General features: G+C 65.2%; 18 protein-coding genes. 16 read left to right on the top strand and 2 right to left on the bottom strand.

From position 1 onward, the window contains the following. The first annotated feature begins 262 nt into the window (after nucleotides 1–262). The 4 genes from yajC (at nucleotide 263) to K226_RS0102775 (ending at nucleotide 5,926) form a co-directional block, all read left to right on the top strand. Entirely contained in the window at nucleotides 263–598 is a 336-nt protein-coding gene (gene yajC / locus K226_RS0102790) for a preprotein translocase subunit YajC (protein WP_024813352.1), read from the top strand. Nucleotides 599–678: 80 nt separating this feature from the next. Beyond that, nucleotides 679–2,562: a protein translocase subunit SecD gene (secD, locus tag K226_RS0102785; protein WP_024813351.1), complete on the top strand. Its 1,884-nt coding sequence runs from the start codon at nucleotides 679–681 to the stop codon at nucleotides 2,560–2,562. A gap of 92 nt (nucleotides 2,563–2,654) precedes the next feature. Then, entirely contained in the window at nucleotides 2,655–3,608 is a 954-nt protein-coding gene (secF, locus tag K226_RS0102780; protein WP_024813350.1) for a protein translocase subunit SecF, read from the top strand. 17 nt (nucleotides 3,609–3,625) lie between these two features. Next, nucleotides 3,626–5,926 (top strand): DUF1631 domain-containing protein, encoded by a 2,301-nt coding sequence (locus tag K226_RS0102775; RefSeq protein WP_024813349.1) that lies wholly within the window; start codon nucleotides 3,626–3,628, stop codon nucleotides 5,924–5,926. Nucleotides 5,927–6,019: 93 nt separating this feature from the next. Here the strand turns inward: K226_RS0102775 and dprA are convergent, their stop codons facing one another. Both dprA and K226_RS0102765 read right to left on the bottom strand, forming a co-directional pair. After that, the gene (gene dprA, locus K226_RS0102770; RefSeq protein ID WP_024813348.1) at nucleotides 6,020–7,189 is read right to left on the bottom strand and encodes a DNA-processing protein DprA; all 1,170 of its coding nucleotides are present in this window, start codon (nucleotides 7,187–7,189) and stop codon (nucleotides 6,020–6,022) included. Nucleotides 7,190–7,251: 62 nt separating this feature from the next. Continuing rightward, complete coding sequence (locus K226_RS0102765) at nucleotides 7,252–8,454, bottom strand: LysM peptidoglycan-binding domain-containing protein (protein ID WP_024813347.1); 1,203 nt, start codon at nucleotides 8,452–8,454, stop codon at nucleotides 7,252–7,254. 200 nt (nucleotides 8,455–8,654) lie between these two features. On the opposite strand from K226_RS0102765, the gene def reads away from it, so the two are divergent. The 12 genes from def (at nucleotide 8,655) to K226_RS0102705 (ending at nucleotide 18,327) form a co-directional block, all read left to right on the top strand. Then, entirely contained in the window at nucleotides 8,655–9,164 is a 510-nt protein-coding gene (def, locus tag K226_RS0102760; protein ID WP_024813346.1) for a peptide deformylase, read from the top strand. Then, complete coding sequence (locus K226_RS0102755; RefSeq protein WP_035240826.1) at nucleotides 9,161–9,664, top strand: membrane protein; 504 nt, start codon at nucleotides 9,161–9,163, stop codon at nucleotides 9,662–9,664. The genes def and K226_RS0102755 overlap by 4 nt, the downstream gene beginning before the upstream one ends. 23 nt (nucleotides 9,665–9,687) lie before the next feature. After that, the gene (fmt, locus tag K226_RS0102750; protein ID WP_024813344.1) at nucleotides 9,688–10,689 is read left to right on the top strand and encodes a methionyl-tRNA formyltransferase; all 1,002 of its coding nucleotides are present in this window, start codon (nucleotides 9,688–9,690) and stop codon (nucleotides 10,687–10,689) included. Then, nucleotides 10,686–11,507 carry an AzlC family ABC transporter permease gene (locus tag K226_RS0102745; protein WP_024813343.1) on the top strand — a complete coding sequence of 274 codons (822 nt, stop codon included), beginning with the start codon at nucleotides 10,686–10,688 and terminating at the stop codon, nucleotides 11,505–11,507. Before fmt ends, K226_RS0102745 begins: the two co-directional genes overlap by 4 nt. Continuing rightward, nucleotides 11,504–11,839 (top strand): AzlD domain-containing protein, encoded by a 336-nt coding sequence (locus K226_RS0102740; RefSeq protein ID WP_024813342.1) that lies wholly within the window; start codon nucleotides 11,504–11,506, stop codon nucleotides 11,837–11,839. The genes K226_RS0102745 and K226_RS0102740 overlap by 4 nt, the downstream gene beginning before the upstream one ends. A gap of 174 nt (nucleotides 11,840–12,013) precedes the next feature. Then, nucleotides 12,014–13,213, top strand: a complete 1,200-nt coding sequence (locus K226_RS0102735; protein WP_024813341.1) for a phosphoglycerate kinase — start codon at nucleotides 12,014–12,016, stop codon at nucleotides 13,211–13,213. Between the two features lie 192 nt (nucleotides 13,214–13,405). Beyond that, nucleotides 13,406–14,023, top strand: coding sequence for a class I SAM-dependent methyltransferase (locus tag K226_RS0102730; protein ID WP_024813340.1), 618 nt, complete (start codon nucleotides 13,406–13,408; stop codon nucleotides 14,021–14,023). Next, entirely contained in the window at nucleotides 14,020–14,793 is a 774-nt protein-coding gene (locus tag K226_RS0102725) for a tRNA-uridine aminocarboxypropyltransferase (RefSeq protein WP_024813339.1), read from the top strand. Before K226_RS0102730 ends, K226_RS0102725 begins: the two co-directional genes overlap by 4 nt. Before the next feature lie 89 nt (nucleotides 14,794–14,882). After that, the gene (locus tag K226_RS0102720) at nucleotides 14,883–15,761 is read left to right on the top strand and encodes a PA4780 family RIO1-like protein kinase (protein WP_024813338.1); all 879 of its coding nucleotides are present in this window, start codon (nucleotides 14,883–14,885) and stop codon (nucleotides 15,759–15,761) included. Nucleotides 15,762–15,874: 113 nt separating this feature from the next. Next, a complete protein-coding gene (locus tag K226_RS0102715) occupies nucleotides 15,875–16,126 on the top strand; it encodes a hypothetical protein (protein WP_024813337.1) in 252 nt (83 codons plus the stop codon). A 307-nt stretch (nucleotides 16,127–16,433) separates the two neighbouring features. Further along, nucleotides 16,434–17,006 carry a hypothetical protein gene (locus tag K226_RS0102710; RefSeq protein WP_024813336.1) on the top strand — a complete coding sequence of 191 codons (573 nt, stop codon included), beginning with the start codon at nucleotides 16,434–16,436 and terminating at the stop codon, nucleotides 17,004–17,006. Between the two features lie 247 nt (nucleotides 17,007–17,253). Continuing rightward, nucleotides 17,254–18,327, top strand: a complete 1,074-nt coding sequence (locus K226_RS0102705) for a pirin family protein (protein WP_035241296.1) — start codon at nucleotides 17,254–17,256, stop codon at nucleotides 18,325–18,327. The last annotated feature ends 99 nt before the right edge of the window (nucleotides 18,328–18,426 follow it).

Raw genomic sequence — 18,426 nt, 5'->3', positions numbered from 1 at the left:
CATTCGCGTGGGTGTGTTTGCTATATAAATAATAGCTATTTGCGCTTGCTCATAAAGCGCTAGAGGCATATTTGACCTGTTTTTTCGGTGACCGGGCGCCGATTGGTCCTGCGCGGCAAACACCCGGCGCCGGCCTGGGTCTTGGTACTTTGGCGCGGCGCAGGGGGCCGCATACAATGATCCGTTTCGCCACGGCACGGCGGGTATTGCGCGCCGGTGGTGGGTTGTGTGTGTTTTGACCATCCTTTGTGGAGTTCTGTCCGTGTTTATTTCTTCTGCTATTGCCCAGACCGCACCCGCCGCTGCCACTGGTGGCGGCGACATGATGTCCTCGCTCACGGGCATGTTGCCCCTGGTGCTGATGTTCGTGGTGCTGTATTTCGTCATGATCCGGCCCCAGATGAAGCGCCAGAAAGAACACCGCGCCATGATCGACGCCATCGCCAAGGGCGATGAAGTGGCTACGGCCGGCGGCATCATCGGCCGGGTCACGCGCCTGTCCGAAGGTTTTCTGCACGTCGAAATTGCCAGCGGTGTGGAAGTGCAGGTCCAGCGCAGCGCCGTGGCGCAGGTGCTGCCCAAGGGCACGGTCAAGTAAGTTTGCAAGTCCAATGCATGGCGGTGGCAGGCCTTGCGTCTGCCACCCGTTGAAGCTGTCTGTGAGATAAGAGCGCGATCATGAACCGTTATCCGGTCTGGAAGTATGCGATCCTGGTGATCGTGCTACTGGTGGGGGTTTTGTACACCCTGCCCAATTTTTTTGGTGAAGCGCCTGCCGTGCAGGTTTCGTCGGTCAAGACCACCGTCAAGGTCGATGCGGCCGTGCAGCAGCAGGTGGAAGAAGTGCTCAAGGCCGCCGGCCTGACGCCCGACGTCGTCACGCTGGATGGTGGCTCGGTGCGCGCGCGCCTGGACACCCCCGACAACCAGCTCAAGGCCCGGGACGCCCTCCAGAAAGCCCTGGTGCCCGACCCCGCGAATCCCTCCTACATCGTGGCCCTGAATCTGGTGTCGCGCTCGCCTGCCTGGCTTACGGCCCTGCATGCGCGCCCCATGTACCTGGGGCTGGACCTGCGTGGCGGCGTGCACTTCATGCTGCAGGTGGACATGCAGGCCGCGCTGACCAAGAAGGCCGAGTCCTATGCGGGCGACATTCGCACCGCCCTGCGTGACAAGAACATTCGCCATGGCGGCATCAGCCGCGATGGCCAGAACATCGATATCAAGGTGCGCGACGAAGCCACGCAGACGGCGGCGCGCAACCTGATCGCCGACCAGTTCGCCGACCTGCAGACCGTCAGCACGCCCGATGGCAACGAGTTCCGGCTGCGCGCTACCATCAAGCCCGAGGCCACGCGCCGCGTGCAGGAGCAGGCGCTCAAGCAGAACATCGTGACGCTGCACAACCGTATCAACGAGCTGGGCGTGGCCGAGCCCGTCATCCAGCAGCAAGGGCTGGATCGCATCGTGGTGCAGCTGCCGGGCGTGCAGGACACCGCCAAGGCCAAGGACATTTTGGGCCGCACTGCCACGCTGGAAGTGCGCCTGGTGGACGAAGGCACCGAAGCACGCGCAGCAGAATCCGGCCGGGGCCCGGTGCCGTTTGGCTCCGAGCGCTACCTGGAGCGCAGCGGCCAGCCAGTCATCGTGAAAAAGCAGGTCATCCTGACCGGCGAAAACCTCACCGATGCCCAGCCCGGCTTTGACGGTCAGACCCAGGAACCGACCGTCAACCTCACGCTCGATGCCAAGGGCTCGCGCATCTTCCGCGACATCACCCGCGAGAACATCGGCAAACGCATGGCCATCGTGTTGTTTGAAAAGGGCAAGGGCGAGGTGGTCACGGCCCCCGTGATCCGCAGCGAAATCGGCGGTGGCCGCGTGCAGATCTCCGGCCGCATGACCACGGCCGAGGCCAATGACACCGCACTGCTGCTGCGCGCCGGATCGCTGGCCGCACCGATGGAAATCATCGAAGAATTCACCATCGGCCCGAGCCTGGGCGCTGACAACATCGAGCGCGGCGTGAACAGCGTGGTGTGGGGCTTGGTCGCCATTGCGATTTTCATGTGCGCCTACTACATGCTCTTTGGCGTGTTTTCCAGCATTGCACTGGGCATGAATGTGCTGCTGCTGCTGGCCGTTTTGTCGATGCTGCAGGCCACCCTGACGCTGCCCGGCATTGCGGCCATGGCGCTGGCGATTGGTGTGGCCATTGACTCCAATGTGCTCATCAACGAACGCATCCGCGAAGAGCTGCGCGCGGGCGTCAGCCCGCAGGCAGCCATCCACACAGGCTACGAGCGCGCCTGGGCGACCATTTTTGACTCCAACGTGACCACGCTGATCGCCGGCCTGGCGCTGCTGGCGTTTGGCTCGGGCCCGGTGCGCGGGTTTGCCGTGGTGCATTGCATCGGCATCCTGACCAGCATGTTCTCTGCCGTGTTCTTCTCGCGCGGCCTGGTGAATCTGTGGTACGGGCGCCAGAAGAAACTCAAGAGTGTTTCGATCGGTACGGTCTGGAAGCCAGAGGCCGGCACCGACGTGGCCAAGACGAACTAAAGGACAGCGGCCATGAGATTGTTTGCTCCGGTATCCCCTGTGCGTTGCGCATACGCGCCTCTTCTGAAAACTCCAAATAAGGAATAGAGATCATGGAGTTTTTCCGCATCAGAAAAGACATTCCCTTCATGAAGCACGCGTTGGTCTTCAACGCGATTTCCTTCATTACCTTCGCGCTTGCCGTGTTTTTTCTGCTGACCCGCGGACTGCACCTGTCGGTGGAGTTCACGGGCGGCACGGTCATGGAAGTGGCTTACAGCCAACCTGCCGAGCTGGCCAAGGTGCGCGAGACGGTGTCAGGCCTGGGGTATGCAGACGTGCAGGTGCAAAACTTTGGCACCGCCCGCGACGTGATGATTCGCCTGCCCGTGCAAAAGGGCGTGTCGTCAGCCCAGCAAAGCGAGCAGGTTCTGGGTGCGCTCAAGGCGGTCGACCCCGCGGTGACGCTGCGTCGCACCGAGTTCGTTGGCCCGCAAGTCGGCGAGGAGCTGGTGCAGGGCGGCCTCATGGCCCTGGCCATGGTGGTGGTGGGTATCGTGATCTACCTTGCCATGCGGTTTGAGTGGAAGTTCGGCGTGGCCGCCATCATCGCCAACCTGCACGACGTGGTGATCATCCTGGGGTTCTTTGCGTTCTTCCAGTGGGAGTTTTCGCTGTCGGTGCTGGCCGCTGTGCTGGCTGTGTTGGGCTACTCGGTGAACGAGTCGGTGGTGATTTTTGACCGGATCCGCGAGGCCTTCCGCAAATACCGCAAGATGAACACCGCCGAGGTGATCGACCATGCCATCACCAGCACCATGAGCCGCACCATCATCACTCACGCCTCCACCGAGGCCATGGTGCTCTCGATGCTGCTGTTTGGCGGCCCCAGCCTGCATTACTTTGCGCTGGCGCTCACTATCGGCATCCTGTTCGGCATTTACTCGTCGGTGTTCGTGGCAGCCGCCATTGCCATGTGGCTCGGTGTGAAACGCGAAGACCTGATCAAGACAGTCAAAAAAGAGGATGAGGATCCGAACGATCCCAACGCAGGGGCCACGGTCTGACCCGCTACCATTAAGGTATGCCTACACCGCCTCCTTCTGTTCCGCAGCGTCGCCTGGCTCGCCAGGCACGTCAGAAATTTGTGGAAGGGATCTGCGCAGGACTGCCTGAGGTGGACAAGACCGTCCTGGACTTCCTGTCCCAGCTGATGTCCCAGACCGGCACGCAACGCGAAATGCATTCGCGGCGCGATGCCTGGCAGTTGTACCAGCAGCACCACACCGACTGGATTGCACGCATGGACCGAAGCCTGCGTGAAGCGCTGGCGCCGCACATCAGCACCACACGCGGCACCCAGATGGGCGGCGGTCATTTCGAGTTGCTCAGCGACGATGTGGTGGAAAACAAGATCGCAGCCTCCCGCATGGCGCTCACGATCACCGAACAGGTCAGCCATCAGCTCGACACGGTGCGGCTGCGAACGCAGTCGCTTGAAGGCCAGGAACTCGACAGCAATGACATTCTTCGCCCCGAGGCCGTCTGTCTGATCGCCGTTGAGCAGTGGGTCGAATCCGGCCTGCCGCGCACCGACCTGCTGACCGTGGTGGGCCCCCTGCAGCGCGAGTTGGCCAACCTGCTGCAAAAGCAGTACCAGGCGGTGAACGTGTTTTATGTGGAGCAGGGCATCACGCCGCAAAACGACCTGCGGTCACGCGTGCGCCGGACCGAGGGCGGTGCGGTGGCCAGCCGGGACTCTGGCGCAAGCGGACTTGCATCGCAGGCGTTGACGCAAACCCGGGAGGCCATGGCCGCCGGGCGAGCCGCACCACCGCGACAGGGCCAGCCCCAGGGGATGGCTCCAGTCTTTGCCACAGGCATGACGCCACTGTCGCGCGCACGCCAGCGTGCGCAGGGTGTCATGGGGCAGCTGCGTCGGCTGCTGACCCAGCCCGCCACCGGCTTTGATCTGGTCAACGCACCACCCGCATCGGCGGCGCTGGCGCATGCCCTCACGGCCCACCGCGTCCAGGCCGACACCTACTACAGCGGTGTCGCCACGCTCATCGAAGACTACAGCCCCGCCGCCGTGGTGCAGCTGGCGGGCGCGGTACGGGAGCGTTCCACCGAATTGAAGAAAAAGGCCTCCACGGCTGGCGAGAAGGCCATCATCGAGGTGGTGGCGCTGATGTTCCAGAGCATTCTGGCCGAAGACCGTATTCCCCCGGCCGTGCGCGTCTGGTTTGCGCGGTTGCAGGTGCCGGTGCTGCGCGTGGCCCTGGCAGAGCCCGAGTTCTTCAGCAACATCGCCCACCCGGCCCGCCAGCTCATTGACCGCATGGGGGCGTGCGTCATGGGATTTGATGCGACGTCGATCAATGGCAGCGCCCTGGAGGCGGAGATTCGCCGCGTGGTGCAGGTGATCGAGCAATACCCTGAGACCGGGCGGCGGGTTTTTCAGCTGGTGTACGACGAGTTCGAAAAATTCCTGTCGAAGTTCCTCACCGAAAAGCAGGCCACCTCGCGCCTGGTCAGCGTGGCGCAGCAGGTGGAGCAGCGGGAAACGCTGGCCATCCAGTACACGATCGAGCTGCGCACCATGCTGCGCGACATGCCGGTGCGCGACGAAATCCGGGAGTTTCTCTTCAAGACCTGGGCCGAGGTGCTGGCCCTCTCGGCTGTGCGCGATGGCCCTCAGCATGCCGATACCATCACCTTCAAGCGCACGGCCGCCGATCTGGTGTGGGCAGCCAGCGCCAAACCCCATCGCAGCGACCGGGCACTGGTGATCCAGAGCCTGCCCGGCCTGCTGCAACGCCTGCGCCAGGGGCTGGCGCTGATGGGAATCGCCGCTGCCGCGCAGGATGCGCAGATCAAGGTGCTGACCGACACCCTGGCCGATGCCTTCCTGTCCAAGACGGCATCCATTCCGCAGGCGCATATTGAAGCCATGGCAAAGCGGCTGGCCAACCTCGAGGACTTCATCGGGGACGCCACGCTGGGAGACATGCCGCTCAATGCCGACAACATCGAGATGATGCTGGGCATTGATGCCTCGTCCATCCATGTGATTGCGGACAACGGGGCGCCGGTGGACGAAGCCATGGTGGCCTGGGCTCAAGAGCTGCAACGGGGCACGTGGTTCACCTTGGACCACAACGGATCGTCGGCCCAGGTGCAATACGCCTGGCAGAGCCAGCGCAAGCAATTGCACCTTTTTGCCGCCACGGACGGCAGCAGCTACCTCATTCAGCTGCGCCGCCTGGCGGCGTATCTGCAATCCGGGCTGCTGGTGCCGCAGGACGAAGAGGGTCTGACGTTGCGCGCCACGCGCGATGCCCTGGCCAAGCTGGACGCCAACCCCGAGCGGCTGCTGGACTGACTCATACGCCCGGCGGTGCCGACCGCCTGAGGGGCATTCCAGCGCGATAAACAAAGCCAAGCAGCGCAGTGAGGGCTTGTTTATGGCTCTGGCTCAGGCGTTGCCCATGCGCTGAAACAGGCCCCCCGGAAGGCGTGCCACCACGCCTGCCAGCTCCAGTTCGAGCAACTCCACCTGCATGGCGGCGGTGTCCATGCCGGTGCGTGCCATCAAGGCATCCAGCCCCACAGGGTCAAATCCCATCGCCTGGAGCAGTGCGCTTTCGGGTGGAGCGGCGGGGGCACTGACAGTGGGGCTCAGGCCGCAGGATGCGGGTTGCGATGCAGCGCCTGGAACGGGAAGGTGCAGTTCTTCCAGCACGTCTTGTGCAGATTCCACCAACTTGGCCCCTTGCCGTATCAGGGCATGGCATCCGCGCGACTGGGGTGCATGGATGGAGCCAGGAATGGCAAATACTTCACGCCCCTGCTCCACCGCCAGCCGGGCCGTGATCAACGAGCCGGACGCCAATGCGGCCTCCACTACCAGTGTGCCCTGCGACAGTCCCGCAATGATGCGGTTGCGTTTGGGGAAATTGGCCGCCAGGGGCGGTGTGCCGAGGGGGTATTCGCTGATCAGGATGCCGTGGGCGGCAATGCGCCGCGCAAGTCCCAGGTTCTGACGGGGGTACACCCTGTCAAGTCCCGTGCCCACCACGGCAATCGTGGCGGGAGCGTTGACATGGGCCAACGCGCTGTCCAGGGCTCCTTCGTGTGCGGCGGCGTCCACGCCCAGTGCCAGCCCGGACACGATGGTCAGACCGGCTGCATGCAATGCACGCGCAAACTGGCGCGCGTTGTCCGCGCCCTGGGCGGTGGGGTTGCGGCTGCCCACGATGGCCAGGCAACGCCCGGCGGGAAAAGGATTGGCCGCCCACATTGCTGAAGGGCCGATGCCATACAGCGCCAAGGGAGGGTCTTCCGTGTCGAGCAGTGCCTGCGGGTAACGCCCATCGCCCAGCGTCAGAAAAACCCGAACGGGCCCGTCGGGCACCGTGTCCTGCAGCCACGCCCAGGTGGTTTCCAGTTGCGGTGCCAGACCGTCCGGAACCAATCGCAGGGCACGCGCCTGTGAGGGCGTCACGCACTGCGTGAGCGCACCCTCCGGTTGCTCGAAGATGGTCTCAGGAAGACCAAAGGCCGCCAGAAGGCGGCGGGCGGTGCCGTTGCCTACGCCCGGGGTCAGGGTCAGTCGCAACCAGCCGGCGAGTTCATCGCGGTCCATGGATGGGGTGGGGTCGAGGCGCGCTTGCAGACGAAACGACTGCGCGGCCTCCGGTTCCGTCCTTAGTCGGGATTGACCAGCCGGTCACCCACTCGCACGCCGGTGCTGATTTCCAGAATCAATGCGTAGGAAACACGGTCAAACGTGCGGAACACCATGACGTGGCCATTGCGCTCGCTGGGCAGCTTGATCACGGTCTTTGCCTCGTCCGTGCTGTCCTTGATGCGGTCGCCCATGGTCATGATGTGGAGAACCTGGCCGGCCTCCATGCCATCCTGGGAGCCCCTGTTGATCGCAACGACCTGGTTCTGTGCCGCGTAGGTCACGGAATTGCCGCCATAAATCGAGACCACCCGCGCATCGACTTCCATCTGGGGTGCGCGCGGCGTGTAGCTGACAAAGGCGCGCGCCGGCGCTGGCAGCAGCCGGTCGCCCGCACGAACCTCTTGTTTGGTGGCGGTCAGCTCGACCGTGGCGGGTACGTACTCGACCACTTTGCCGCCCTTGCCATCGGCCGTTTCTTCGAGCGACTCGCCACGCACCAGTTCGGCTTTTCCGACGTATTGCGCTTCGTAGCCCAGGATTTCACCCGTCACCGGATCTTTGAGTGCAATGGCGTCCCGGAAAATTCGGTAGTGGCGGGGCGCACCTGGCTCCATGCGCAGCGGAGTGGCAGCATCGCCACGGGCATAGGCCCGGTCGCCGTCCGCCATCAGAACGCGGTGATCCACCGTGGCCACGATGCGTGGCGCGCGTTCCAGCACCTCGGCATCCACCACCAGCGGCTCCACCAGGAAGGGCTCGATGAGGTGGGGCTTGAGTGTGGGCAGGGCGGTGTCGGAAAGGCTGTCGCTGCGCGTACGCGGAGACACCCGCACCGTGTCAGGCTCGCCACGGGCGCTGGTGCGAAGACGTGCATAGCCGCCGTCCTTTTCCAGGTACAGCGTCTGTCCCGGAAAAATTAGATGCGGGTTGGGCAGGGCCTTGAGATTCATGCCCCACAACTCGGGCCAGCGCCAAGGGCGCTTGAGGTACATGCCGGAAATGCCCCAGAGGGTGTCGCCACGTTTCACTACATAAGTGTCGGGAGCCCCCGGAGCCAGCTCGGAAAGAGGAACCCCACGTTCGGCCACCTGCTGCGCCGTTGCCCGCTGGCCACTGGAAATCGGGAAGTTCTGCGCTTGGGCCGGAGCGACAAGCAAGGCGCCGGCAAATACTGTCAACGCGCCCAAGGCGTTTTGCCGCACGCGGGTGAATGCCGTCATGTTGTTCCTTTTTTGATGCATTGTGAAACGCCCCCTCACTGGCGCCGCGGTCGATTGCGTCATGCAAGCCGCCGGGCAGATACGTTACAAACGATCTGAGATTCTCTGCTCAAGCCCTTGATTGGGCAACGAATATTGCGGTCAGGGGCTGCAGCGGGCGCCAAAAGTGGCGAAAATAGCGACAGCTTTCACCTTCATCCATGGCAATTCTTCCCATTCTCTGTTACCCGGATCCTCGTCTTCACAAGGTTGCACAGCCGGTTCAGGCCGTCGATGCACGCGTCCAGACGCTGGTTGAGGACATGCTCGCCACGATGTACGACGCCCACGGCATCGGCCTGGCGGCCACGCAAATCGACGTGCACGAGCGCATCGTGGTCATCGATGTCTCCGAAGAGCGCAACGAACCCCTGGTGCTGATCAATCCCGAAATCGTCTGGGCCAGCCCGGAAAAGCATGTGGGCGACGAGGGCTGCCTGTCGGTGCCGGGCATCTATGACGGCGTCGAACGCGCTGCTGCAGTGCATGTGCGCGCTCTGGACGCCCAGGGGCATTCGCGCACCCTCGAAGCCGAGGGACTGCTGGCGGTCTGCGTCCAGCACGAGATGGACCACCTCATGGGCAAGGTGTTCGTGGAATACCTCTCCCCCCTCAAGCGCAACCGCATCAAGACCAAGCTGCTCAAGCAGCAGCGGGACGCGCGCGAGTGAGCACCTGGAGGCGACGCCTTGGTATCGGCGCTGTTGCGCTGGTCTCCGGGGTGTTGCTGTCGGCCTGCGCATCGCCCGACCTGGAAAAGCCGGGAGCCCGGCGAGCAGATGTGCTGGCGCGGCTGGGCGCACCGCACAGCACGACTGCCCTGGAGGGCAACCGGGAGCGCCTGCTGTATTCCACCCTGCCCGCAGGCCGCCGGGTATTTCATCTCGACTTTGATGGCGCCGGGCGTCTTGAACGCGTCGAGCAGGTGCTGACCTTGGCCCGCTTTTCGGGCATTGCACTGAACACATGGACCCAGGCAGATGTCGAGCGCACCTTCGGCCCGCCGATGCTGGTCGAACGGGTTGCCCGTTTTGACGGCGACATCTGGACCTACCGGTTCATGGACGACTACGAACCGCGCATGGCGCACATCCACATCGACCGCGCCGGCACCGTGCGCCAACTGGTTTTCTCCGATGACCAGCCGCCGGGTGACGACAGGGATCTCTGACAGCCGCCACCGGGCCCCTCTTCATGAAAATCGTTTTTGCCGGAACCCCTGAATTCGCCCGTGTCGCATTGCAGCGCCTGCTGAGCGCCGGGTTCACCGTGCCCCTCGTTCTCACGCAGCCCGACCGGCCCGCAGGCCGGGGCATGAAGCTGCAGGCCTCGCCCGTCAAGCAATGCGCGCTCGAGCATGGCATTGCCGTGGCCCAGCCCCGCAGCCTGCGCCTGGACGGAAAATTCCCCGAAGACGCTGCTGCCGCCTGTTCGGCGCTGCTGGCCGCCCAGGCCGATGCCATGGTGGTGGCGGCCTACGGCCTGATCCTGCCGCAGTGGGTGCTGGACCTCCCGGCCAGGGGTTGCCTCAACATTCACGCCAGCCTGCTCCCGCGCTGGCGCGGCGCCGCCCCCATTCACCGTGCCATTCAGGCGGGCGACACCGAGACGGGCGTCACCATCATGCAGATGGATGCGGGGCTGGACACGGGCGCCATGCTGCTGACCGAAAAGCTGCCCATTGGTCCCCGCGACACCACCGCCTCGCTGCACGACCGGCTGGCCGACATGGGTGGCCGCCTGATCGTGGAGGCCCTTGAGCTGGCCGCCTGCGGTGGTCTGCAGCCTGTCCCGCAACCGGAGCAGGGCGTGACCTATGCCCACAAGATCGAGAAATCCGAGAGCGCAGTGGACTGGTCGCTGCCAGCGCACGTGATTGGCCGGCAGATCCGGGCTTTCGATCCGTTTCCCGGGGCGAGCACCACGCTGGGCACCGAGACCGTCAAGCTGTGGGGCTACGAAATTAATAGCTATCAGCGCTTGTCAGATAAGCGCTGCGGGCAGATTTTATCTATAGACAGCACCGGCGTGCTCGTGGCCTGCGGTGAAGATGCCCTGCGCCTGACCACCTTGCAGCGGGCCGGAGGCAAGCGGTTGCCGGCCTCTGAGTTTCTGCGTGGCTTTCCGCTGCAGCCCGGCATGGTGCTGGGGGAGGCGCAGGCACCCGGCACCCCCGGCGCGCCGACAGCGCCATGAGCCTGCAGGCGGTCGGCCAGACCGTGCGCCACCCGGCGTTTCGCCTGGCCATCACCGATATGGCGGGCACCTCGCTGGGCATTGCCGCCTGGGGCATGGTGACCGGTGTGGCCATGGTCAAAAGCGGCATGTCGGTATCGCTGGCCATTTTCATGTCGCTGCTGGTGTATGCAGGCAGCGCCCAGCTGGCCGTGATTCCGCTGCTGGCCACCGGGGCGCCGCTGTGGGTGGTGTGGCTCACGGCGTCGTGTGTGAACCTGCGCTTCGTGATTTTCAGCAGCCTGTGGCGCAGCTACTTTGTGCACCTGCCGTTGCGCCAGCGGCTGGCCATTGGCTACTTCAGCGGCGACGTGATCTTTGTCGCCTTCATGAAGCGCTTTCCCGAGCCACGCCCCGCGCCCGAGCAGGTGCCCTACTTCTGGGGCGCCGCCACCACCAACTGGCTGGCCTGGCAGGTGCCTTCGATTGCCGGCATCCTTCTGGCCAATGCCGTGCCGCTGTCGTGGGGACTGGGGTTTGCCGGTGTGCTGGCGCTGTTGGGGGTGTTGCTGTCGCTGCTGTTCGACCGCGCCACCTGGCTTGCCACGGGAGTGGCCGCTACGGCCGCCATTGCTGCTTTTGCCCTGCCGCTCAAGCTCAACATTCTGGTGGCCATTGCCGCCGCGATCGCGGTGGGCCTGCTGATCGAGGCTGTGGACCGGCGCCGCCACCGCCCCGAGGTGCTGCTGGTGCCGGCCGACAGCATGATCCCGGCCGACGAGTTCGAACAGGTCGAGGCCGGCGATGCGGTGGCGCTGCGCGAAGAGTTGCATCCATGAGCTGGGACTGGCTCGAACCCTTTCTCGCTGTGGTGGGCCTGGCTGTGCTCACCCTCGTGACGCGCTCCTTCTTCATGATCCCCGAGCGCGAGTTGCCCATGCCCGACTGGCTCAAGCGCGGGCTCAAATATGCACCGCTGGCTGCCCTCACGGCCGTCATTGCGCCCGAGATCTTCATGGCGAACGGCGAACTCATCGCCACCCTGAAAGATGCGCGTCTGCCCGCCGTGGCGTGCGCGAGCGCCTACTACTTCTGGCGCCGGGGCATTCTGGGCACCATCGTGGTGGGGATGCTGGTGTACCTGCCACTGCACATCGGCTGGGGCTGGTAGACGCAAGCAAGCCCCCCTGAGTCGCCTTTGGCGCCATCCCCCCAGGGGGGACGCCCCCGGTGGCCTGGCAAAGCCCGTTCCACGGGTGCACTGGCACAGACAGAATGGCGCCCTTCGCTGCGGTTACTAAAATGGCCGCCCGCGAGCCCACTTTCCCTCCTTTACACCTTTGCCATGAATATCCTCCGCTTCTCCGATCTGTGCGCCCAGGGCAAGGCCCGCAACCAGCGCGTCTTCATCCGTGCGGACCTGAACGTGCCGCTGGACGCCGCCGGCCGCATCACCGAAGACACCCGCATCCGCGCCTCGATTCCGTGCATCCGCATGGCTTTGGAGGCGGGCGCCGCCGTCATGGTGACCAGCCACCTGGGTCGTCCGACCGAAGGTGCGTTCAAGCCGGAAGACTCGCTGGCCCCCGTGGCCCAGCGCCTGACCGAGCTGCTGGGGCGCGAGGTGCCGCTGCTCGCCAACTGGGTGGACGGCGTGACCGTGGCCCCGGGGCAGGTGGTGCTGCTGGAAAACTGCCGCGTCAATGTGGGCGAGAAAAAGAACAAGGAAGAGCTGGCCCGCAAGCTGGCCGCCCTGTGCGACATCTTCGTGAACGACGCCTTTGGCACGGCCCACCGCGCCGAGGGCACCACCTACGGCATCGCCCAGTACGCCCCCATTGCCTGCGCCGGCCCCCTGCTGTCGGCCGAAATCGACGCCCTGACCAAGGCCCTGGCCCACCCCCAGCGTCCGCTGGCCGCCATCGTGGCGGGCTCCAAGGTGTCCACCAAACTCACCATCCTGCAAAGCCTGGCAGACAAGGTGGACCAGCTGATCGTGGGTGGCGGCATTGCCAACACCTTCATGCTGGCCGCAGGCCTGCCCATCGGCAAGAGCCTGGCCGAGCCCGACCTGCTGGACGCCGCCCGCTCCGTGATGGCCGCCATGAAGGCGCGTGGCGCCGAGGTGCCGATTCCCACCGACGTGGTCACCGCCAAGGCCTTCGCGGCCGATGCGCCCGCCACCATCAAGGCCGCCACCGATGTGGCCGAGGACGACCTCATTCTGGACATCGGCCCCGAAACCGCCGCACGGCTGGCGGCGCAGCTCACATCGGCCGGCACCATTGTCTGGAACGGCCCCGTGGGCGTATTCGAGTTTCCCGCCTTTGAAAACGGCACGCGCGTGATTGCCGAGGCCATTGCCCAGTCGCCCGCATTCAGCATTGCCGGCGGCGGCGACACCCTGGCGGCCATTGCCAAATATGGCATCGAGCAGCAAGTGGGCTACATCTCTACCGGCGGTGGCGCGTTTCTGGAGGTTCTCGAAGGCAAGACACTGCCCGCGTTCGAGATTCTTGAAAAACGGGCTGCCGCGCAATCCTGAGTGCACGGGTTTTCGACGCTGCGGTGGCTGGCACGCCCGCCCGCGTGCCCGTTGGGGGCCAGCGCGCCGACAGCGCAAGCGCGGCATTGACTCACTCTGCTGCCCGATACTTGGGCACACACGGTAGGCGGCGCTGCCTGCACCGGCATTCCGGCGCAGGCGTAGTGCACCCCATGGCTGAAGGAATGGCGCGTGAAATCTGCAAGTGATACCTGGTTCGACGAGGCCTACTACCAGCGCTACTACTTCGACAAGAAAACCAGCGTGATTGACCCCGAACACGCCGAGCGGCTGGGCGCGTTTGTGTGCAGCTACCTGCAGTACCTGCGCGTGCCGGTGAAGCGGGTGCTGGATGTGGGCTGCGGCATCGGCCTGTGGCGTGCGGCGGTGGCGCGGCATTTTCCCGATGCCAGCTACCACGGCGTGGAGTTCAGCGACTACCTGTGCGGGCGTTTCGGCTGGGAGCGCGGTTCGGTGGTGGACTACCAGGCCCATGACCCGGCCGAGCCTTTTGACCTGGTGATCTGCCAGGGCGTGCTGCCCTACCTGAACCCGTCCGACCTGAAACTGGCCCTGCGCAACCTGGGCCGGTTGAGCCGGGGCGCGCTGTATGTCGAAGCCGTCACGCGCGAGGACTATGAGCGCGACATCCTCGACGAAGACCTGACCGACCCGCGCCTGTTTCGCCACCGGGCCGAGCTGTACCGGCGCGGCCTGCAGGAGGGCTTTACCGAGCTCGGCGGCGGCGTGTGGCTGAGCCGCCAGTCCGAGGTGCCGCTGTTCGAGCTCGAATGCGCAGGTGGCCGATGACCGTGGCTATGGCGCCTGTGATTCCCCATGCCGTCTCGCGCCAGCGCACCGAGCGCCTGGCGCGCAGTTCCAAGCCCTTTCTGGCGCGCGGTGGCCCGCGCGGCGAGCGTTGCGCAGGCTGCCGCCTGCTGCCCAGCCACTGCCTGTGCGCCTTGCGCCCGGCCGTGCCCACGCGCGCGGGCGTGTGCCTGCTGATGGGCGATGTCGAGGCGCTCAAGCCCAGCAACACCGGCTGGCTGATCGCCGACGTGGTGGCCGACACCTTTGCCTTTGGCTGGGCGCGCACCGCCGTGCACCCGGATTTGCTGGCCCTGCTGGCCGACCCGCAGTGGCAGCCGGTGGTGGTGTTTCCGGGTGACGACGTGGCGCCCGAGCGGGTGCTGACCGGCCTTGCCTGCAACGCAGGCCCCGTTGCCCCGCACAGCGCCAGCGGCAAGCGCCCGCTGTTTGTGTTGCTCGATGGCACCTGGCCCGAGGCGCGCCGCATGTTTCGCAAAAGCCCTTATCTGGACCGCCTGCCCGTGCTCACCCTGCAGCCGGGGCAACGCTCGCGCTACCGCCTGCGCCATGCGCTGCACGATGACCACCTGTGCACCTCCGAGGTGGCCGCCCTGTGCCTGGAACTGGCGGGCGAGACCCGCGCGGCGCAAACCCTGGAGGCTTACCTCGACGTGTTCACGCACCACTATCTGCAGGCCAAAAACCAGCTGCCCGTGGATGAAAACGATGCGCTGCACCAACGCCTGCGCGATCTGGGCGCGCAGGCCTGAGATCGTGAACACGTTCTGAGCCACGTCCCACCCGGCACCAGCACCCGGTGCCGCGCCAGGGGATTGCGCCCCGGGCGCAAAATGCACCCATGAAAGCACCCCCCCGCCTGCAGTCCCTCATTGAGGAAGGCCTGATCGACACCGTGGTTCGGCAACTCATGAGTGGCAAGGAAGCCATGGTCTACGTGGTGCGTTGTGGCGATGAAACGCGCTGCGCCAAGATCTACAAAGAGGCCAACAACCGCAGCTTCCGCCAGGCCGTTGATTACACCGAAAACCGCAAGGTCAAAAACTCGCGCTCGGCCCGCGCCATGGCCAAGGGCAGCAAGTTTGGCCGCCAAGAACAAGAAGCCGCCTGGCAAAGCGCCGAGGTCGATGCGCTCTACCGCCTGGCCGCAGCCGGCGTGCGCGTGCCGCAGCCGTTCAATTTTCATGACGGCGTGCTGCTGATGGAGCTGGTGACCGATGCCCATGGTGACGCCGCCCCGCGCCTGAACGATGTGAGCTTTACCCCCGAAGACGCCCGCACACACCATGCCACCCTGGTGGCCGAGGTGGTGCGCATGCTGTGTGCGGGTGTGGTGCACGGCGATCTGTCGGAGTTCAACATCCTGCTGGCGCACTTGCCGGGCGTGGATGGCGCAGAAGATGCGGATGGCCCCGTCATCATCGACCTGCCCCAGGCGGTGGACGCCGCAGGCAACAACCACGCCCAGCGCATGTTGCTGCGCGACGTGGCCAACCTGCGCGATTTTTTCGGCCAGTTCGCCCCCGAGCTGCGCACCACGCAATACGGCCCCGAAATCTGGAGCCTGTACCAGAGTGGGCTGCTGAGCAACGAAACCCCTTTGACCGGCCGCTACGCGCCAGACCATGTCGATGTGGACATGCAGGCCGTGCTGCGCGAGATCGACGATGCCCGCGACGAAGACGCGGCGCGCAGGCTGCGCATGGCCACGGCGGCCTGAGCGCCAGGGGCGTGCCCGCAGCACACTTTGCTCTGGCCACGGAGCCATTGCCTTACAGTAGCCGCCCCGCAGCATGCAAACCAACACACCAGCCCACGATGGCTGCACCCTCTATGACCAAAGACCTGGCCCGACAGAACGAACTCAAACCCATGGCGCTGTGCGAGCCCTGCCAGGGCATCCAGCGCAACTGGCGCAAGGCGCCCGGCCACGCCGAGCTGGTGCAGCGCGGCAACCGCAAGGAAGACCGCGAACAGGGCTCCGTCACCATCACGCGCTATGTGTGCGACCGCTGCGGCACGGCGTGGGAGTATGAGAACGACAAGGACAACCAGAAAGCAGGCTGGTCCGTGGTGGGCCGGTAGTTGCACGGCAACGCGTTGCTATCAAAAATGATAGCTGTCAGCGATTGATGGATAAGCGCTAGAGGCCATTTTCGCCTTAACCGTTGGCCGCACAAGCCGATGGACCGTGTCCATGGCCTCGGCAAAGCGCTACGCCTGCGGCTTTGCGAGCAAGCCGGGCGCATGGTGGGTGAATGGATCAGCCCATCAAATCGCCCATGAATCAACGGCTTGCACCGTTGCGTGAATGGATGCGCTGCCACGGCCCGCAGATGCGGCACCTTTTCACCTGGCCCGTGTCCCACCTCCGTTCAAGGAGATATTCCCCATGCTGCATCGCAGACGATTTCTGACCACCGCCTCCAGCGGCTTGGCCCTGGGCGCAGTGGCGCTGCTGCTGGGGCGTGGCGCGCTGGCCCAGCCCAGCTACACCGTGCCGCTGGCGCAGTTGCAGGAGATGGTGGCGCCCAGGTTCCCGCGCAGCGTGCCCGTGCAGGGCTTGTTTGACCTGACCCTGCAGGTGCCGCTGCTGCGCCTGCTGCCCGAGGTGAATCGCCTGGGCGCAACCATGGCGGTGGATGCCGCAGGCCCGGCCCTGCGGCGCAGCCATGCAGGCCTGTTCGACGTGGAATTTGCGCTGCGCTACGAGGCCAGCGACCGCACCCTGCGCGCCCACCAGATCCGGCTGGGGCGGCTGGATTTCCCGACCCTCCAGCCCGCTGTTTCGGAACTCCTCAATGTCTACGCCCCCGTGCTGGCCGAGCAATCGCTGCGCGAAGTCACCCTGCACCAGCTGCGCCCACAAGACACGGCCATGTTCGACGGACTGGGCCTGCAGCCGGGGCCGATCACGGTGACGGCCAAGGGGCTGACGGTGGCATTTGTGGGCAAGCCGCCTTGAGGTGGATTTTTTAATCAAAAACAATAGCTGTATGCGCTTGCTGCATAAGCGCTTGAGGCTGTTTTGGCTTAAGCTTTGCCGCCAGGGCTGTGTGTGAGATGGCGGGCGTTGTCACAGGGCCATGCGCCACTGTCCTGCGCCTTGCACCGCACTGTTCCACGCAGCGACCTTTTGTGCGGCGTCGCAGGCCTTATCTTTGACAGACGCGCTGCCCGATCGCGTATGGCGCAAATCCAAGGAGCCCCCCATGCCGTCCACCCCCGTGTCTTTGTCTGCCGCCCAGCCCATCGTGCAAGCCCAGGCGCTGGGCCCGCTGTGGCCCACGATGGACCCGTTTTTGTTCTGCGCCCACCACGACGATGCCTACCCCGCAGGCAACGCGGCGTTCGGCCCGGCCGTGCCCATCGATGATCGCCAGATCGGCAGCGACTTCAGCCGCAAAGACGGCTGGAGCATGTACCACGGCGACACCGTGCCGGGCTTTCCAGGCCACCCGCACCGCGGCTTTGAAACCGTGACGCTGGTGCGCAAGGGGCTCATCGACCACTCGGATTCGCTGGGCGCGGCCGCGCGCTTTGGTGGCGGTGATGTGCAGTGGGTCACAGCCGGCAAGGGCATCGTGCACTCCGAGATGTTCCCGCTGCTCAACGCCACCGAGCCCAACCCGCTGGAGCTGTTCCAGATCTGGTTGAACCTGCCCGCCAAGAGCAAGATGGTGGAGCCCCACTTCACCATGCTCTGGAACGAGCGCATTCCGCGCCTGGTGCGGCACGACGCGGCTGGCCGCACCACCACGGTGACCGTGGTGGCCGGTGCCCTGCCCGGCGCGCCCGCCCCGCTGGCGCCGCCCCCCGAATCCTGGGCCTCGCAGCCCGAGGGCGATGTGGCCATCTGGACCTTGCACATGGAGCCTGGCGCGCAGTGGACGCTGCCGGCCGCACAAGGCCAGGGCACACGCCGCATGCTGTATTTCTTTGGGGGTGACAGCCTGCGTGTGGGCCCGCAGGACGTGGGACAGCACGCCGCGCTGGAGCTGGTGGCAGGGCAGGACTGGCAATTGACCAACACCGGCGCAGCGCCCGTGGAATGCCTGCTGCTGCAAGGCCAGCCCATTGGCGAATCCGTGGCGCAGTACGGCCCGTTTGTGATGAACACGCAGGCCGAAATCATGCAGGCCATGAACGACTACCGCCGCACCCAGTTTGGCGGCTGGCCCTGGGCCGAGCAGGACCCGGTGCATGGCACCGAGGCGCGGCGGTTTGCGCGCTACCCGGGGCAGACGGACGAAGAACGCCCTGCTCAGTCCGTGGCTGCCGGGTAGGTCCACCCGCTTTCGGCCCCACAGTCAGCGTGTTTTGGGGCCCGGGCGGCGCCTCGTGGACAATCCACGCTTTCCATGCGCGCGCGGGTGCCGGGGTTG

The sequence above is a fragment of the Acidovorax sp. JHL-3 genome (assembly GCF_000526295.1).
GTDB lineage: Bacteria > Pseudomonadota > Gammaproteobacteria > Burkholderiales > Burkholderiaceae_C > Acidovorax > Acidovorax defluvii.
This window is presented reverse-complemented; position numbering and strand designations above follow the sequence as displayed.

Bases quoted from the DNA above. Each gene is read 5' to 3' on its own strand.
- K226_RS0102740 (WP_024813342.1), top strand. From the start codon at position 11,504: ATGAGCTGGGACTGGCTCGAACCCTTTCTCGCTGTGGTGGGCCTGGCT.
- K226_RS0102710 (WP_024813336.1), top strand. From the start codon at position 16,434: ATGCTGCATCGCAGACGATTTCTGACCACCGCCTCCAGCGGCTTGGCC.
- K226_RS0102720 (WP_024813338.1), top strand. From the start codon at position 14,883: ATGAAAGCACCCCCCCGCCTGCAGTCCCTCATTGAGGAAGGCCTGATC.
- dprA (WP_024813348.1), bottom strand. From the start codon at position 7,189: ATGGACCGCGATGAACTCGCCGGCTGGTTGCGACTGACCCTGACCCCG.
- K226_RS0102705 (WP_035241296.1), top strand. From the start codon at position 17,254: ATGCCGTCCACCCCCGTGTCTTTGTCTGCCGCCCAGCCCATCGTGCAA.
- secF (WP_024813350.1), top strand. From the start codon at position 2,655: ATGGAGTTTTTCCGCATCAGAAAAGACATTCCCTTCATGAAGCACGCG.
- K226_RS0102775 (WP_024813349.1), top strand. From the start codon at position 3,626: ATGCCTACACCGCCTCCTTCTGTTCCGCAGCGTCGCCTGGCTCGCCAG.
- K226_RS0102715 (WP_024813337.1), top strand. From the start codon at position 15,875: ATGACCAAAGACCTGGCCCGACAGAACGAACTCAAACCCATGGCGCTG.
- K226_RS0102745 (WP_024813343.1), top strand. From the start codon at position 10,686: ATGAGCCTGCAGGCGGTCGGCCAGACCGTGCGCCACCCGGCGTTTCGC.
- secD (WP_024813351.1), top strand. From the start codon at position 679: ATGAACCGTTATCCGGTCTGGAAGTATGCGATCCTGGTGATCGTGCTA.
- def (WP_024813346.1), top strand. From the start codon at position 8,655: ATGGCAATTCTTCCCATTCTCTGTTACCCGGATCCTCGTCTTCACAAG.
- fmt (WP_024813344.1), top strand. From the start codon at position 9,688: ATGAAAATCGTTTTTGCCGGAACCCCTGAATTCGCCCGTGTCGCATTG.
- K226_RS0102725 (WP_024813339.1), top strand. From the start codon at position 14,020: ATGACCGTGGCTATGGCGCCTGTGATTCCCCATGCCGTCTCGCGCCAG.
- K226_RS0102765 (WP_024813347.1), bottom strand. From the start codon at position 8,454: ATGACGGCATTCACCCGCGTGCGGCAAAACGCCTTGGGCGCGTTGACA.
- K226_RS0102735 (WP_024813341.1), top strand. From the start codon at position 12,014: ATGAATATCCTCCGCTTCTCCGATCTGTGCGCCCAGGGCAAGGCCCGC.